The sequence below is a fragment of the Bradyrhizobium sp. Kon58 genome (genome assembly GCF_055807455.1).
Window position 1 is genome coordinate 145,098 of sequence record NZ_JBVVOT010000003.1, and the last position, 14,136, is coordinate 159,233.

Annotated in this window: 14 protein-coding genes; 6 read left to right on the plus strand and 8 right to left on the minus strand. The window is 63.0% G+C overall.

The features are described 5' to 3' along the window. Nucleotides 1-52 precede the first annotated feature (52 nt). Nucleotides 53-541, plus strand: coding sequence for a hypothetical protein (locus AC0L20_RS07060; RefSeq protein ID WP_473287966.1), 489 nt, complete (start codon nucleotides 53-55; stop codon nucleotides 539-541). Between the two features lie 381 nt (nucleotides 542-922). On the opposite strand, the gene AC0L20_RS07065 is transcribed toward AC0L20_RS07060, so the two are convergent. Continuing rightward, nucleotides 923-1,459, minus strand: a complete 537-nt coding sequence (locus AC0L20_RS07065) for an REP-associated tyrosine transposase (protein ID WP_473287967.1) — start codon at nucleotides 1,457-1,459, stop codon at nucleotides 923-925. A gap of 111 nt (nucleotides 1,460-1,570) precedes the next feature. Beyond that, on the minus strand, nucleotides 1,571-2,611 hold the full coding sequence (locus AC0L20_RS07070) for a hypothetical protein (protein WP_473287968.1): 1,041 nt from the start codon (nucleotides 2,609-2,611) through the stop codon (nucleotides 1,571-1,573). Between the two features lie 351 nt (nucleotides 2,612-2,962). Here AC0L20_RS07070 and purD point away from each other — a divergent pair, with 351 nt between their 5' ends. Both purD and AC0L20_RS07080 read left to right on the plus strand, forming a co-directional pair. Continuing rightward, on the plus strand, nucleotides 2,963-4,246 hold the full coding sequence (gene purD / locus AC0L20_RS07075) for a phosphoribosylamine--glycine ligase (RefSeq protein ID WP_473287969.1): 1,284 nt from the start codon (nucleotides 2,963-2,965) through the stop codon (nucleotides 4,244-4,246). Nucleotides 4,247-4,416: 170 nt separating this feature from the next. Further along, nucleotides 4,417-5,322 carry an alpha/beta fold hydrolase gene (locus AC0L20_RS07080; RefSeq protein ID WP_473287970.1) on the plus strand — a complete coding sequence of 302 codons (906 nt, stop codon included), beginning with the start codon at nucleotides 4,417-4,419 and terminating at the stop codon, nucleotides 5,320-5,322. Here the strand turns inward: AC0L20_RS07080 and AC0L20_RS07085 are convergent. Continuing rightward, nucleotides 5,319-5,777 carry a nucleoside deaminase gene (locus AC0L20_RS07085; RefSeq protein WP_007596901.1) on the minus strand — a complete coding sequence of 153 codons (459 nt, stop codon included), beginning with the start codon at nucleotides 5,775-5,777 and terminating at the stop codon, nucleotides 5,319-5,321. The genes AC0L20_RS07080 and AC0L20_RS07085 overlap by 4 nt on opposite strands. Nucleotides 5,778-5,896: 119 nt before the next feature. Between AC0L20_RS07085 and AC0L20_RS07090 the strand changes: the two genes are divergently transcribed. Continuing rightward, on the plus strand, nucleotides 5,897-7,990 hold the full coding sequence (locus tag AC0L20_RS07090; RefSeq protein WP_473287971.1) for a pseudouridine synthase: 2,094 nt from the start codon (nucleotides 5,897-5,899) through the stop codon (nucleotides 7,988-7,990). A 2-nt stretch (nucleotides 7,991-7,992) separates the two neighbouring features. Continuing rightward, nucleotides 7,993-8,544 carry a 16S rRNA (guanine(966)-N(2))-methyltransferase RsmD gene (gene rsmD, locus AC0L20_RS07095; protein ID WP_473287972.1) on the plus strand — a complete coding sequence of 184 codons (552 nt, stop codon included), beginning with the start codon at nucleotides 7,993-7,995 and terminating at the stop codon, nucleotides 8,542-8,544. Nucleotides 8,545-8,553: 9 nt separating this feature from the next. On the opposite strand, the gene mutL is transcribed toward rsmD, so the two are convergent. Next, nucleotides 8,554-10,368, minus strand: a complete 1,815-nt coding sequence (gene mutL / locus AC0L20_RS07100; protein ID WP_473287973.1) for a DNA mismatch repair endonuclease MutL — start codon at nucleotides 10,366-10,368, stop codon at nucleotides 8,554-8,556. Nucleotides 10,369-10,631: 263 nt separating this feature from the next. On the opposite strand from mutL, the gene AC0L20_RS07105 reads away from it, so the two are divergent. Continuing rightward, on the plus strand, nucleotides 10,632-10,949 hold the full coding sequence (locus AC0L20_RS07105; protein ID WP_027565409.1) for a ribbon-helix-helix domain-containing protein: 318 nt from the start codon (nucleotides 10,632-10,634) through the stop codon (nucleotides 10,947-10,949). A gap of 138 nt (nucleotides 10,950-11,087) precedes the next feature. Here the strand turns inward: AC0L20_RS07105 and AC0L20_RS07110 are convergent, their stop codons facing one another. From AC0L20_RS07110 to AC0L20_RS07125, 4 genes are read right to left on the minus strand one after another with little or no spacing between them, the layout of a single operon-like run. Beyond that, nucleotides 11,088-12,656, minus strand: coding sequence for a GMC family oxidoreductase (locus AC0L20_RS07110; protein ID WP_473287974.1), 1,569 nt, complete (start codon nucleotides 12,654-12,656; stop codon nucleotides 11,088-11,090). 29 nt (nucleotides 12,657-12,685) lie between these two features. Continuing rightward, entirely contained in the window at nucleotides 12,686-13,234 is a 549-nt protein-coding gene (locus AC0L20_RS07115; RefSeq protein ID WP_473287975.1) for a gluconate 2-dehydrogenase subunit 3 family protein, read from the minus strand. A 43-nt stretch (nucleotides 13,235-13,277) separates the two neighbouring features. Next, complete coding sequence (locus tag AC0L20_RS07120) at nucleotides 13,278-13,673, minus strand: VOC family protein (RefSeq protein WP_473287976.1); 396 nt, start codon at nucleotides 13,671-13,673, stop codon at nucleotides 13,278-13,280. Beyond that, nucleotides 13,674-14,057: a c-type cytochrome gene (locus AC0L20_RS07125; protein ID WP_473288200.1), complete on the minus strand. Its 384-nt coding sequence runs from the start codon at nucleotides 14,055-14,057 to the stop codon at nucleotides 13,674-13,676. Nucleotides 14,058-14,136 lie beyond the last annotated feature (79 nt).

Sequence of the window (14,136 nt, forward strand, 5' to 3'; positions counted from 1 at the left end):
CGCTCGTTGGCCAACATGCAGTCAAGTTGGCAAAAACCTGTAAGAGCCATTAATGAAGGTTAAGCTCGCTATTGCAGCTGTCTCCATCTTTGGTGCTATTGTTCTTGGCTATGCCTACATTCGTGGCTACCCGCCGCTCACCTCTCAATTTGTGCAGACCTGCGACAAAGCCGTTCAGGAGCGGCTGGCGGTGCCCTCCACCTATCAAAGGATTGGTGTAGACGAGTCTAGGAGGACACTCACGTTCGACGAGTTTTTTACCGACCCGATGCGAGCCGTGCCTGAATCAGTCAGAAAATCGATGGTCCAAGCCGCACGGGTGCCGCCGGTGCAGTATGTCGCGCTCATCGACTACCAGGCCCAGGACTTCATCGGCGCTATCATTCGAGAAAGGGCGGTATGCACCTTCAACTCACTTGAGGGGACCGATGCGCCAACCCGCAGCTATTGGGTGAAGATCGACGGCGAATTTAATTTCGATTGGTCCAAAAAGCAGCCCAATGCCGCAAATCTCCAGCGACGGATGCGGGAAAATCTGTGACGGGGCGACGGGTCGCCTGTTGGCCCATCGCTTCCGTTGACGTGGTGCCGCTACATGTCGGTTCACGAGGCTAGACCGGAAGTTTGCATCGGAGCGCCAAACCGGCGCGAATGTCCCATTGCGGACCTATCGGGGCGTCGCGATCGCGGTGCAAATTGCTGTTCTCCCTTGTGGGAGAGGGCATCTCCGTTGGCAGACACGGGCACACTCGGGTGAGGGGTGTCTCCGCAAATATTTTTGCGTTTGGATGGAAACGCCTTATCCGGCGCTTCGCGCGAGAAAAACCCTCTCGATACCAGCGCTCACCGTGACGCCGTTTTACTCCAGTGGAAGTCGCCAGCTCGTAGGATGGGTTGAGCCCTTGCGAAACCCATCGCTTCTCTATCTCCGTTCTCCGAAATCGCGGACGTCATCCGACTGATCGCCGGCCCGATCGACCGGGTAATTGCCGAGCTTTATGTGGCGATGAAACGAGGAGGGCGCCCAGTCACGGACTCTGTCGACGAGCCCGTGCTTGACCGGATTGATATGAACATAGTCTACATGCCGCGCGAAATCGGCTTCGTCGCGAATGGTGTGCTCCCAATATCTGCGTTGCCAGATGCCCCGTTCACCTTTGGCCGCGCGGCTTGGGGATATCCTCTCGTTGCGCGCCAGACCGCGCGAAAAGGTGGATTTGATCAACTGCCAGCGCATTGCAAAATCGGCATCACCTTCCGGTAATGTCCACACCGTGTGAAGGTGATCAGGCAGCACCACGATGGCATCGATCGTGAATGGATGGCGTCGGTGCGTTTCGCGAAACGCCGTGCGCAATAACCCGATATGATCCGTCAGCAACGCTAGCTTCCGCTCCGCCAGGTTGACGGTGAAGAAGAAACACCCACCCGAAACGAAGTTGCGGCGGTACGAGGTCATGGCGGGACGTTACCACGAAACAAGTCCGATGGGTTTCGCAAGGGCTCAACCCACCCTACGGGCTTGAGCATCGGTTGATCGCGAGGCTGGTGGCCCGCCAAATCATCATCTCTATGAGAATTCCGGCGTGGCTGCTCGCGCGGAGGCAGTCATAATAGCCAAGGCCACGCTTTGCACAGCAAAGACGTCTGTGGCTACATTGTTGTTGTGACGGATTGCATCGAGGATAAATGCTTGCGCGTATCTTTCGAGTTCTGCCGAGAGGATGACGCGACGACCTTTATGCACGAGGTCACCACGAAGGCTCTTTAAGGCCGTTAACTTTTCCAATGCCAGCTTTTGTAGCTCCTTATCTTCGCGATAAAGGGGGCTTAGATAGTTTTGCAAATTCTTCCCCATCAATATTTCCAGTGCGGTGATATACGAGACGATTTTGGACGCGTTGTCGTTCGACGAAAATGCTGAACCGGCAAACCAAAGTGCGGCATGGGTCCGATCATCTCGCGCATCGAGTCCGTCTTGATTGGCACTCGTAAATTGGAGCGGTGCCCAGTCCGTAGAGGACTGAGTAACGACGCCTAGCGTCCCGCTAAGAAATTTTTTCCGAGTAATGCAGAAGTATGAGGACAACAAACAGCCGCCATGCAAAATTTGGCCTGAAAGTAACGAAACAAGCCCGAGTGAATCAAACGACCCAGTCAGCGCCGAGTCCTTGCGATCATGGTTAGATTGGCGAGATGCCAATATCATCAACGTCTGATCCCAGAAGGAATATTTAAGAGGACTGACGTGGACTGCTCCAGCTTCTGCGCTGTGCGAAAAAGATAGTGTAGCGACTGGAATAGAGAACTCTATTTTTTCGTCGATTTTCACGAACTTGATCATTCTTTCGAAGGGTAATTCGACGGAATTAGGCAGATGCGTTTTCAGAAAGTCCTGTGTGAAGTCTGGGCTGCCGCGCCATGAGTATATTCTAACTTGAAAGACTCCATTGTTATCTTCTGGGTCTTCAGGATTTTCCAATTTTGGGAAAACGGTGAGAGCATCCGCTAGGTCGATTTCGAGGGCTGACGGCTCTTCCGCCAGCCATACCCAAAGCCGGTCTCCGGCTTTTAGTTGCTGCACCTGACTGGGGTCATTGACTTCGCTCATAGGACATCCTGAGAATCAGCGATCACAGGACGATGACACAACACAGGCCAGCAATCCGCAGATCGCTACCGCCCACCCGCTATTCACAGGAGCACCAAACAAAATCACGGTAGCAAGCCGCTACCTGGAGCACCGTGTAAGCCTTGGCTTCCAGAATGACACGTAGGGATTTCTAGGGGACTTGAAACCCGCAACTAGCTAATATCTGGAGGGCTCTACTCTCCCGCAAGGAAAAGGGACAGCGGCTTCGCCGCCCCGTAATGACGGGGAGTTCGGAGGCCACACCCCTTGAGCCCCGCCCCGATTCATGCGACCTCCGCCCCCAGCAACCCCCTTTTTTCTGAGCCCTCGATGCACATTCTCCTGCTTGGTTCCGGCGGCCGCGAACATGCTCTGGCGTGGAAGATCGCAGCCTCTCCCCTGGTGACCAAATTCTGGTGCGCGCCGGGCAATGCCGGGATCGCGCGCGAGGCGGAATGCGTGGCGCTGGACGTCGCCGACCATGCCGCCGTGATCGACTTCTGCAAGACGAATGCGGTCGAGCTCGTGGTGGTCGGCCCGGAGACGCCGCTGGCGGCCGGTATCGTCGATGACCTAACCGCCGCCGGCATCAAGGCGTTCGGGCCGGACAGGATCCCCGCCCAGCTCGAAAGCTCGAAGGGCTTCACCAAGGCGCTGTGCACCGAATTCGGCATTCCGACCGGCGCCTACAAGCGATTCACCAACGCCGCCGATGCGCGCGCCTACGTCCAGAGCCAGGGCGCGCCGATCGTGGTCAAGGCCGACGGTCTTGCTGCCGGCAAGGGCGTCGTCGTCGCCAAGTCGGTGCGCGAGGCGGAGGACGCCATCGCCATGATGTTCGACGGCACCTTTGGCGAGGCCGGCGCCGAGGTCGTGATCGAGGAGTTTTTGCCGGGCCGCGAGATCAGTTTCTTCGCGCTGTGCGACGGCGAGACCGCCATTCCGCTGGCGTCCGCGCAGGACCACAAGCGCGTGTTCGATCATGACGTCGGTCCGAACACCGGCGGCATGGGCGCCTATTCGCCGACGCCGCTGGTGACGCCCGCGATCCACGACGCGATCATGGCCAAGATCATCCTGCCGACGGTATCAGGCATGAAGCAGCGCGGCACGCCGTTTCGCGGCATCCTCTACGCCGGCATCATGCTGACGACGCAAGGGCCAAAACTGTTCGAGTTCAACGTGCGCTTCGGCGATCCCGAGTGCCAGGTGCTGATGCTCAGGATGATGTCGGACATCGTGCCGGCGTTCCTCGCCGCCTGCGACGGGCAGCTGAAGAACTTTGACCTCCGCTGGCATCCGGAGGCCGCGCTCACGGTGGTGATGGCCGCGAAGGGCTATCCCGGCGACTATCAGAAAGGCACGCGGATCGAGGGGCTCGAGGACGCCGCCAGGGTCGAGACCGCCGAGATCTTCCACGCCGGCACGGTCGAGAAGGACGGCGCCATCCTCGCCAATGGCGGCCGCGTGCTCAATGTCTGCGCGCTCGGCAAGACCGTGACGGAGGCGCAGGTGCGCGCCTATCAGGCCGTCGACCGCATCAACTGGCCGGAAGGCTTTTGCCGCCGCGACATCGGCTGGCAGGCGGTGGACGCCGAGAAGTCCAAGAGCTGACAGGCTTTTTTCGCACCCGCGCGCAATGTGCAGCCGCGCTGTCGGCACTCCGAAATTGTGTAGGCCGCTGTTGGACTTAGCTACTGTGCATGGGGTTGTTTTTCGACTTTTTGTTTTGGGGCATGCTCAAGACCGAGCAGATCCCACGCTGACAGATAAGGATGCACAAGATGTCCGATCTCGCCGACCTCTATCCCGGCTTCGCCTCGGAATGGATCAACACCTCCTTCGGCCGCATCTTCGCCCGCGTCGGCGGCAAGGGCCCGCCGCTGCTGCTGCTGCACGGCTTCTCCGAGACCAACGTGATGTGGCACCGCGTCGCGCCGCAGCTGGCCGATGCCTTCACGCTGATCATCGCCGATCTGCCCGGCTATGGCTGGTCCGACATGCCCGAGAGCGACGCGCTGCACATGCCCTACAGCAAGCGCGCAATGGCGAAAGCGATGGTGGAGGCGATGGAGCGCCTCGGCCACGTGCACTTCGCGCTCGCCGGCCACGACCGCGGCGGCCGCGTCTCCTATCGGCTGGCGCTAGATCATCCCGGCCGGCTGTCGAAGCTTGCGGTGCTCGATATCCTGCCGACCTATAATTACTGGGAGCGGATGAACCGTGCCTACGCGCTGAAGATCTATCACTGGACGTTTCTGGCGCAGCCCGCGCCATTGCCGGAGACGCTGATTGCGAGCAATGGCGAGTTCTTCCTGCGCTTCAAGATGGCGAGCCAGACCAAATCGAAGACGCTCGAGGCCATCGACGCGCGCGCGCTCGAACACTACATCGCCCCGTTCCGCGATCCCGCCCGGGTGCACGCGATGTGCGAGGATTATCGCGCCGGCGCCTATTTCGACTACGATCTCGACAAGGCCGATTTCGAGGCCGGCAAGAAGATCACGATTCCGATGCTGGCGCTGTGGGGCAACGCCGGCGTGGCGCAGGCCGCCGCCACCCCGCTCGATATCTGGAAGCAATGGGCGACCAACGTCGAAGGCCAGCCGGTGGATTCGGGGCACTTCCTCACCGAGGAAAATCCCGACATCACCGCCAAGGCGCTGCGTGAGTTCTTTGCCGCGCCTTAGCGCCGCTCCCGAAAGAAGTCCTTGAGCAGCCGCGCCGCCTCGCTTTCGCCGACCCCGGAATAGACATCCGGGACGTGATGGCAGGTCGGCGAGGTGAAGAACCGCACCCCTGATTCAACCGCGCCGCCCTTGGGGTCGGCGGCGCCGTAATACAGCCGCCTCACCCTTGCAAACGAGATCGCGCCCGCACACATGGTGCAGGGCTCCAGCGTCACGTAGAGGTCGCAGTCGACCAGGCGCTCGCTGCCGATCTTTTTGGCCGCCTCGCGCAGCGCAACGATCTCGGCATGAGCCGTGGGGTCGTAGTCGGTCAGCGTCCGGTTCGCCGCGGTGGCGATGACCTCGTAATTGCGGACCACGACGCATCCGATCGGAACTTCGCCCGCCTTTCCGGCGTTTTCGGCCGTTTTGAGCGCCAAATCCATGAAAGAGGGGGCTTTCAAGCCTCGTATCATCGCGAGAAACCTGCTAGTAGCTGCGCCTTCAGCAGAAGTGCTTACCGATTTTGCCTGAGCATGCGGCTCGAGACGAGCGCGCACAATGCTTTCTGGCCACCCCCTGAGTGAGATTATTCATGCCTCGCGACAGCGACAAAGACAACGATTCCCGCGGCCGTCGTGATCGCGGCCCGGCCAAGGGAGGTCCGGCCAAGGGCCGCTCCGGCAAGCCACGCGGACCCGACAAGAAGTTCGCCAAGCGCGGCCCTCCCGGGGACAAAGGCGACGCCCGCCCGCCCCGCGGCGACCGCGACAGCCGTCCATCATTCCGCCGCCGCGAGGAGGGCGATCCCCCGCGCCGCGACTTCAGCGATCGCCCGAAGTTCAATCGCCAAGACCGGCCGCGCGAAGACCGGCCGCGCGGCGAGGATCGTGGCGAGCGCAGCTTCAAGCCGCGTGGCGATCGGCCCTTCAAGCCGCGTGAGGACCGTCCGTTTTCCGATCGTCCGTCGCGCGACGGCGAGAAGCGCCCGTTCAAGCCCCGTGGCGACCGCCCATTTTCCGATCGCCCCTCGCGCGATGGCGAGAAGCGGCCGTTCAAGCCGCGCGGTGATCGTCCGTCCTATGGGCGTGATGACCGTCCGCCGCGCAGGGATCGCGACGATTCCCGTCCGGCCGGCCGAACCGGTGACGCGAAGTTTGGCGACAAGCGACCTTACGCGCCGCGTGGCGACCGTCCGGAACGCAAGTTCGACGGCGAGCGGAAGTTTTCGCGCGGCGCACCGGACCGCAATCGCAGCGATTCAAAACCCTGGCAGAAGCGCGATGCGGCTCCGCGCGGTGACCGGCCGCCGCGCAAGGACTTCAGCAAGGGTCCGCGCAAGGATTTCGGCGGCAGCGACCGCGGTCAGGACAAGCCCTGGCAGAAGCGCGACGATCGGCAAGGCGGCGGCGACGACCGTCCGCGCTTTTCGCGTTCGCGCGACGATCGTCCATCGGGTGACCGTCCGTTCCGCGAGCGGCCCAAATTCGATCGTCCCAAGTTCGATCGTCCACGCGAGCGCTCCGAGGGCCGTTCCGACTGGCATGAGCATCCCCGCAGCGAAGCGCGTTCTGGCGATCGTCCACGTCGCGAAAACGAGGACGAGAGCAGGATCTTCGAGAAACGTCCCGCCTTCGGTGGTCGCGGCGCCTATCGCGAGCGCGATCGTGATTCCGAGCGGCGGCCGCGCCGCGAGGAAGAGGTCAAGCCGAAGAAGGCCGGCGAGCGTATCGCCAAGGTACTGTCGCGTGCGGGCCTCGCCTCGCGCCGCGACGCCGAGGAGATGGTCACGCAGGGCCGCGTCAGCGTCAACGGCCGGGTCATCAGTTCGCCTGCGCTCGACATCACCTCGAACGATGTCGTCACCATCGACGGCAAGCCGTTGCCGGAACGCGAGCGCACGCGGCTGTTCCTCTATCACAAGCCGCGCGGCCTGATGACGACGCATGACGACCCCGAGGGGCGTCCGACCGTGTTCGACAATCTGCCCGAAGGCCTGCCGCGGCTGATCTCGATCGGCCGGCTCGACTTCAACACCGAGGGCCTGCTGCTGCTCACCAATGATGGCGGGCTCGCGCGCACGCTCGAGCTGCCGGACACCGGCTGGCTGCGCCGCTACCGTGTCCGCGCCCATGGCGACGTCACGCAGGCGCAGCTCGACGAGCTGAAGAACGGCATCGAGATCGAGGGCGTCAAATACGGTCCGATCGACGCCACGCTGGAGCGTGACCAGGGCGCCAATGTCTGGCTGGTTTTCGCGATCCGCGAGGGCAAGAACCGCGAAGTGCGCAACGTCTGCGCGCATCTCGGACTCGAGGTGAACCGGCTGATCCGGGTGTCCTACGGCCCGTTCCAGCTCGGCGAGGTCCCCGAAGGCCAGGTCGAGGAAATCAAGTCCCGCGTGCTGCGCGACCAGCTCGGCGAAAAGATCATCGAGAAATCGGGCGCCCAGTTCGACGTGCCGCAGAAATCTGCCTCGCATGAGGGAGACGACGCGCCGCGCGAAAAGAAGCCGGCGACCAAGCGCGGCGTGATCAACGACCGCAAGGGCCGCCGCGTGCTGGTGCAACGCACCGGCAGCGAGGAAGCGCGCGAGCGCAACGAGGCTGAGGCGAGCGGCTACGGCCCGCCGCGCCGTCCCAAGCGCGGCTATCATGGCAAGCGCGATCTGGCGCCGAAGGAGGACTGACGTTGCGCGTCGTCGGCGGTCGCTTGAAGGGGCGCAATCTGGCCTCACCGTCCTCGCGCGACATCCGCCCCACGGCGGACCGCCTGCGCGAGTCCGTGTTCAACATCCTCGTGCACGCCTATGACGATCCGATTGCGGATGCGCGCGTGCTCGATCTCTTTGCCGGCACCGGTGCGCTGGGGATCGAGGCGTCGTCACGCGGCGCGAAGTTCACGCTGTTCGTCGACAACGGCGCGGAAGCGCGCGCCCTGCTGCGGAACAATGTCGAGACGCTGGGCTTGGGTGGCGTGACAAAAGTCTACCGCCGCGATGCGACCGATCTCGGCCCTGCGCATCCGGTCGAGCCGTTCTCGCTGGTGTTTCTCGATCCGCCTTATGGCAAGGGGTTTGCGGAGAAGGCGCTTGCGAGCTTGCGCGATGGCGGCTGGCTCACGCCGGGCGCGCTGCTCGTCGTGGAAGAGGCAAAGGCTGCGCAATTCGTCACGCCGGAGGGCTTCGAGGAATTGGAGCGGCGCGCTTATGACGACACGGAGTTCGTGTTTTTGAAGCCGTAACTTCGAACATTACCTTCGCCCGAACAGCTTCTCGACATCCGACAGCTTCAGCTCGACATAGGTCGGACGGCCGTGATTGCACTGGCCGGAGTTCGGGGTCTCCTCCATCTCGCGGAGCAGTGCGTTCATCTCTTCCGGCCGCAGCCTTCGGCCGGCGCGCACCGAGCCGTGGCAGGCCATGGTGGCGGCGACGTGCATCAAGCGGCGCTCCAGAGGCAGCGCCTCGTCCCACTCGGCCATGTGCTCGGAAAGGTCGCGCAAGAGCCCGCCTGCGTTGGTCTTGCCGAGCAGCGACGGCGTCTCGCGCACCGCAACCGCGCCGGGGCCGAAGGATTCGATCGCAAGGCCGAACGACCCCAGTTCCTCGCTGCGCTCGAGCAGGCGCTCCACCGTGGCCTCATCCATCTCGACGATCTCGGGGATCAGCAGGATCTGCCGCTGCACGCCATTAGTAGCCAGCGAGGCCTTCAGCCGTTCATAGACGATGCGTTCATGCGCGGCGTGCTGGTCGACGATGATCAGGCCGTCGCGGGTCTGCGAGACGATATAGGTCTCGTGGATCTGGGTGCGTGCCGCGCCGAGCGGACGGTCGACCAGGTCGCCGACGGGCTGGCTCTCGATCCGCACGTCCGCACTGGGCGCACCGACGTCGAACGCTGCCTGCGCGCGCTCGGCGAAGGCGGGCGCGGCCGCACCGTCGAATGACGGCATCGGCGCGACCGGGGCCGAGGGCGAGGCGCGCCAGTCCCAGCTCGCTGGGCGCGGCGGCGTGAAGGCGGGCCGGAACGAGGACAGCGCGCTCTCGCCGCTGTTGGCCGCCGTACGCCGGCCCTCCCGTGCAAGCCCTTCCTTCAATCCGTGCACGATCAGCGCACGGACGAGGCCGGCGTTGCGAAACCGCACCTCGGTCTTGGCCGGATGCACGTTGGCGTCGACCTCGCGCGGATCGAGCGTGACGAACAGCGCCAGCACCGGATGACGGTCGCGCGGCAGATAGTCGGCATAGGCCCCGCGCACCGCCCCTAAGATCAGCTTGTCGCGTACCGGGCGGCCGTTGACGAAGAGATATTGCCCGAGCGCGTTGGCCTTGGTCAGCGCAGGTGCTGCGGCATAGCCGGCGACCACCACGCCCTCGCGCTCGGCATGGACCTCGATGGCATGGTTGCGGAACTCTGCCCCCAGGATGTCGCCGAGACGCGTCAGGCGACCGGCGACGCCGGGCAGCGCCGCAGCCCAGGTCACCGGCGCGCGCTCTTCGCCCGCGAGCGTGAAGGCGATTTCCGGCCGCGCCATCGCGAGGCGCCGCACCACCTCACGGATGGCTTCCGCCTCGGTCCGGTCGGTCTTCAAGAACTTCAGCCGCGCCGGCGTCGCGTAGAAGAGGTCATTGACCTCGACCCGCGTGCCGTGGGCCAGCGCCGCGGGCATGATCTCGGATTTATCGCCGCCCTCGACATTGAGCGCCCAGGCGTGCGGCTCGCCGGCGTGCCGCGTGGTGATGGCAAGCCGCGCCACAGAACCGATCGAGGGCAGCGCCTCGCCGCGGAATCCGAGCGTTCGGATCTGCAGCAAGTCCTCGTCGTCGAGCTTGGAGGTGGCGTGACGCTCGACCGCCAGTGACAGGTCCCTGGCGGTCATGCCGCCGCCGTCGTCGGTGATGCCGATCCGCCGGCGCCCGCCGCCATCGGTAAAGACGTCGATCCTGCTCGCGCCGGCATCGATGGCGTTCTCGACCAGTTCCTTGACCACGCTCGCAGGACGTTCGACCACCTCGCCGGCGGCGATGCGGTTGACGACCTGTTCGGGTAATTGACGGACGGGCATGAAACTCGATTTTCGGCTTCGATCTTGGGCTTCGATCTGGATTCGCGGAGAACGCTATTCTAGGCCGTGTTGCGTCAAAAGCATGTGTTGGGCAACAGGAACGTGGCGGGCTGGGGAAAAGGGCTGTCTATCGCATTGACGGGATTGGACGTTCGAGAGAATCGCGCAACCGGGATGGATCGATCTCCGGCTGCCGTCCCGATTGTGGGCTACCGGGCTGCGGTGTAGCATCGCGAAAAACGGCAACAGGACGGGAGGACACCATGTGCCATCTCTTCGCGCATCAGCCCCAACGCGACTACGAATCCCAGACCCGCTCCTTACGGATTGGTGGGCATTGCACCTCGATTCGTCTGGAAATGGCGTTCTGGGACACGCTGGAGGAGATCGCGGCCAAGGAGAACATGAGCGTCGGCAAGTTCCTGACAACGCTCTACAACGAGGTGCTCGACCATCACGGCGAGGTCAACAATTTTGCCTCGTTGCTGCGCTGCTCCTGCCTGATCTATCGCTCCCGGAGCTTGGCGCCGGTACGGGATTTCAAGGTCGCCGTCGCACCCATTCTTGATGCGGCTGAATAGCCCCACCGTCATTGCGAGGAGCTCTTGCGACGAAGCAATCCAGACCGTCACCGCGGTGGGATTCTGGATTGCTTCGCGTCGCTCGCAATGACGGGGAGCGAACGGTGTGCTCCATTCCGAGCCGATGGACGTCGGGCGTCAGATCTCCCTCTTCTGCATCGCGCCTGCAATGTAGTCCGCCTGCCGGATCGCCAGCGAAACGATGGTCAGCGTCGGATTGCAGGCAGCACCGCTGGTGAATTGGCTGCCGTCGGAGACGAACAGGTTCTTGACGTCGTGGCTCTGGCCGAACTTGTTGACCACGCCGTCTCGCGGCTTCTCGCTCATCCTGTTAGTGCCGAGATTGTGGGTGCTCGGATAGGGCGGTGTCGGATAGCTCACGGTGGCGCCGACGGCGTCGTAGACCGCCGCACCCTGCTTGTAGGCGTGCGCGCGCATCGCGAGATCGTTGGGATGATCGTCGAAGTGCACGCTTGCGACCGGCTGGCCGAACTTGTCCTTCACGGTCGGATCGAGCGTGATGCGGTTAGTCTCCTGCGCCATGTCCTCGCCGACCAGCCACATGCCGGCCATCCTGGGATAACCGTCGAGCGCGGCGGTGAACGGGCGTCCCCAGGCGCCGGGGTTGAGGAACGCCGCCATGAAGGGCAGTCCGAGCGACAGCGTCTCCATCTCGTAGCCGCCGACGAAGCCGCGCTTCGGATTGTTGGCGGCCTCGTCGCGGATGATGCCGGCCATGGTGGTGCCGCGATACATGTGCACCGACTTCTCGAACACGGCATAGACGCTGCCGGTCATGTGGCGCATGTAATTGCGGCCGACCTGACCGCTTGAGTTGCCGAGGCCGTCGGGGAACATCGTGGATGCGCTGTTCAACAGCAGCCGTGGGCTTTCAATCGAATTGCCGGCGACAGCAACGATGCGCGCCTTCTGGCGCTGCATTGCACCGCTCTCGTCGGCGTAAACCACGCCGGTGACTTTGCCGCCGGCATCGTGCTCGATCTTGACCGCCATGCTGGCGGGGCGAACCTCGAGATTGCCGGTCGCCTCGCCCTTGGGTATCTCGGTGTAGAGTGTCGACCATTTCGCGCCGGACTTGCAGCCCTGGAAGCAGAAGCCGATCTGCTGACAGGCGCCGCGTCCGTCGCGCGGCTGGCTGTTGATCGCCATGTTGCCGGTGTGCACCGTCTTGTATCCGAGCTTCTTCGCGCCGGCCTCCATCACTCTGAAGTTATTGTTGCCGGGAAGTCCGGGAATGCCGTTGGTGCGGGTCACGCCCATCTTGTTCTCGGCCTTGGCGTACCACGGCTCCATCTCCGCGAGCGTGACCGGCCAGTCCAGCAGGTTGGCGCCGGGAATGTTGCCGTAGGTGCTCTTCACCTTGAACTCGTGCTCGTCGAACCGCAGCGACGCGCCGGCCCAGTGTGTGGTCGAGCCGCCGACCGCCTTGACGATCCAGGCGGGAAGACCCGAGAAGTCTTTTGCGACGCGCCATGATCCCGATGTGGTGCGCGCATCGGTCCAGGCGAGCTGCGAGAAACTCTCCCACTCGTCATTGACGAAGTCCTGATTCTCGATGCGGGGACCTGCTTCGAGAATCACGACCTTGATGCCCTTCTGTGCGAGCTCGTTGCCCAGCGTGCCGCCGCCGGCACCGGAGCCGACGATCACCACAACGCTGGAGTCGTTCAGATCGAATTTTTCCATATGCGTTCTCCTGAACCGTTGGGTGAGCCTTAAGCCTTCGGCAGCCAGTCGATGTCGGCGAAGCCGCGGTTGATGTAGCCGCCGTGTTCGGCGGAGGAGCCCTCGTAGCCGAACCGCGGCCAGACCTCTTTTTGGTTGTAGAGAGAGACGATGAGGTCGCCGCGCACCTTCTGGAAGAACTCGCTCTGCTCGATCTCTTTCAGGAGCACCACGCGGTCGGCTTCCCAGGGCACTTCGGCGTAAGCCACCTTGTGGCGATCACGCGCATTCTGATCGAGCCGTGTGATGCCGTCGCTGATCAGCGACTTGACGGACGCGTCCTTCGCCGCCTTGCCGTCCCACGGCTTGATCGCGGTGATGTAGTAGCTGTCGCCGAGGAAATCGTGCGGATAAATATCGCGCGCGACCTTCAGCAGCGTCTTCATCGTTGTGGGCGAAAGCGCACTGGTCTCGTCGGCCCATGCGCCCTCGACGCTGACGGCGACGCTGGCCGCGACTGCCGCGATGGGCATGGCGGTCGCGGCGCCCTTGAGAAAGACGCGGCGGCTGTGCTTGCTTCGACGATCGACTTCTCTCATGGCATTCCTCCTTCGATTTTCGTGATTTGAATTTTGTGGTCGATCAGTTGAAACGTCCGCCGCGCTGGATCACCTCGATCTTGTAGCCGTCGGGATCACTCACGAAGAAGAAGCGCGCTAGCGTTTTGCCGTCGTGCTTGAAGTCGCGCAGCGGGCCCGGTGCGAGCTTCTCGCGCTCGAAACGGGCGTGTTCGGCATCGAGATCCTCCACCACCACGGCGAGATGTCCGTAACCGTCGCCGAGCGCATACGGCTCCTTGCGATCGAAATTGACCGTCAGCTCCAACTCGAAGGGCGAGGAGGGATGACGCAGATAGATCAGGGCAAAGTCTGCGAACTTCAAACGGTCGGTGATTTCCAGGCCAAAGGCCCGTCTGTAAAAGTCGAGCGAGCGCACCTCGTCGAGTGCGCGGATCATGGAATGGACCGGCTTTGCCATTCAGTTCTGCTCCTTAAGAAAGGCGATGATGGCGGCGCGCGTCTCCGGCTTCGCCTGCCGGTAGACCATGACGACGCCGGGAATCACCGCTTGCGGATTGGTCAGCCAGGCGTCGAGCGTCGTCTCGTCCCAGGCGAAAGCAGCTTTTGCGAGGGGCTCTGAATAGTGAAAGCCTTCGACCTTGCCGGCGGGCCGCCCGACGATCCTGACCAGCGGCGGGCCCTGCCGCACCGGTTCTGACAGGTTCGTGGTGTGGCACACCGCGCATTGCTGCTTGAACAGTGTTGCGCCATCCGGCGGCTTCGCAGCCGGCAAGGGCATCTGCGCCTCGGCCACCTGCACCAGCACCATCGCGGTGCACAATCCCAGCACGATCGCGCGCATCGTCAAAAGCCCGCCCATCCACGTCAATTCAGCGTGCGCAAATTCTAGGCGTGGCAAAACATGCGGTGGTAGTAGCGGG

What these genes read in the sequence shown, in the direction of transcription:
- AC0L20_RS07060 (WP_473287966.1), top strand. Translation starts at nt 53, where the DNA reads ATGAAGGTTAAGCTCGCTATTGCAGCTGTCTCCATCTTTGGTGCTATT.
- AC0L20_RS07065 (WP_473287967.1), bottom strand. Translation starts at nt 1,459, where the DNA reads ATGACCTCGTACCGCCGCAACTTCGTTTCGGGTGGGTGTTTCTTCTTC.
- AC0L20_RS07070 (WP_473287968.1), bottom strand. Translation starts at nt 2,611, where the DNA reads ATGAGCGAAGTCAATGACCCCAGTCAGGTGCAGCAACTAAAAGCCGGA.
- purD (WP_473287969.1), top strand. Translation starts at nt 2,963, where the DNA reads ATGCACATTCTCCTGCTTGGTTCCGGCGGCCGCGAACATGCTCTGGCG.
- AC0L20_RS07080 (WP_473287970.1), top strand. Translation starts at nt 4,417, where the DNA reads ATGTCCGATCTCGCCGACCTCTATCCCGGCTTCGCCTCGGAATGGATC.
- AC0L20_RS07085 (WP_007596901.1), bottom strand. Translation starts at nt 5,777, where the DNA reads ATGATACGAGGCTTGAAAGCCCCCTCTTTCATGGATTTGGCGCTCAAA.
- AC0L20_RS07090 (WP_473287971.1), top strand. Translation starts at nt 5,897, where the DNA reads ATGCCTCGCGACAGCGACAAAGACAACGATTCCCGCGGCCGTCGTGAT.
- mutL (WP_473287973.1), bottom strand. Translation starts at nt 10,368, where the DNA reads ATGCCCGTCCGTCAATTACCCGAACAGGTCGTCAACCGCATCGCCGCC.
- AC0L20_RS07105 (WP_027565409.1), top strand. Translation starts at nt 10,632, where the DNA reads ATGTGCCATCTCTTCGCGCATCAGCCCCAACGCGACTACGAATCCCAG.
- AC0L20_RS07110 (WP_473287974.1), bottom strand. Translation starts at nt 12,656, where the DNA reads ATGGAAAAATTCGATCTGAACGACTCCAGCGTTGTGGTGATCGTCGGC.
- AC0L20_RS07115 (WP_473287975.1), bottom strand. Translation starts at nt 13,234, where the DNA reads ATGAGAGAAGTCGATCGTCGAAGCAAGCACAGCCGCCGCGTCTTTCTC.
- AC0L20_RS07120 (WP_473287976.1), bottom strand. Translation starts at nt 13,673, where the DNA reads ATGGCAAAGCCGGTCCATTCCATGATCCGCGCACTCGACGAGGTGCGC.
- AC0L20_RS07125 (WP_473288200.1), bottom strand. Translation starts at nt 14,057, where the DNA reads ATGCGCGCGATCGTGCTGGGATTGTGCACCGCGATGGTGCTGGTGCAG.